We start from the raw sequence: 415 nt of genomic DNA, 5'->3' as shown, positions 1-415 counted from the left end.
CAATGGCCGCGGCCACCATGGCGCTCTCCTCCCCGGTGATGGCCCGCGCGGCGCCGTCGACCTCCTCCGCGCTCTTCGGCGAGGCGCGGATCACCATGCGCAAGACCGCCGCGAAGCCCAAGCCGGCGGCGTCGTCGGGGAGCCCGTGGTACGGCGCCGACCGCGTCCTCTACCTCGGCCCGCTCTCCGGCGAGCCGCCGAGCTACCTCACCGGCGAGTTCCCGGGCGACTACGGGTGGGACACCGCGGGGCTCTCCGCCGACCCGGAGACGTTCGCCAAGAACCGGGAGCTGGAGGTGATCCACTCCAGGTGGGCGATGCTCGGCGCGCTGGGCTGCGTGTTCCCGGAGCTCCTCGCCCGCAACGGCGTCAAGTTCGGCGAGGCGGTGTGGTTCAAGGCGGGGTCGCAGATCTT

General features: G+C 72.8%; 1 protein-coding gene. It reads left to right on the top strand.

Going from position 1 to position 415, the window contains the following annotated elements; translation table 11 throughout:
* Positions 1–95: 95 nt before the first annotated feature.
* A partial coding sequence (locus tag GFJ41_RS21160; RefSeq protein WP_206001616.1) for a chlorophyll a/b-binding protein occupies positions 96–415 on the top strand: 320 nt, incomplete at its 3' end.

Source organism: Paraclostridium dentum (assembly GCF_012922555.1).
GTDB lineage: Bacteria > Bacillota > Clostridia > Peptostreptococcales > Peptostreptococcaceae > Paraclostridium > Paraclostridium dentum.
This window is presented reverse-complemented; position numbering and strand designations above follow the sequence as displayed.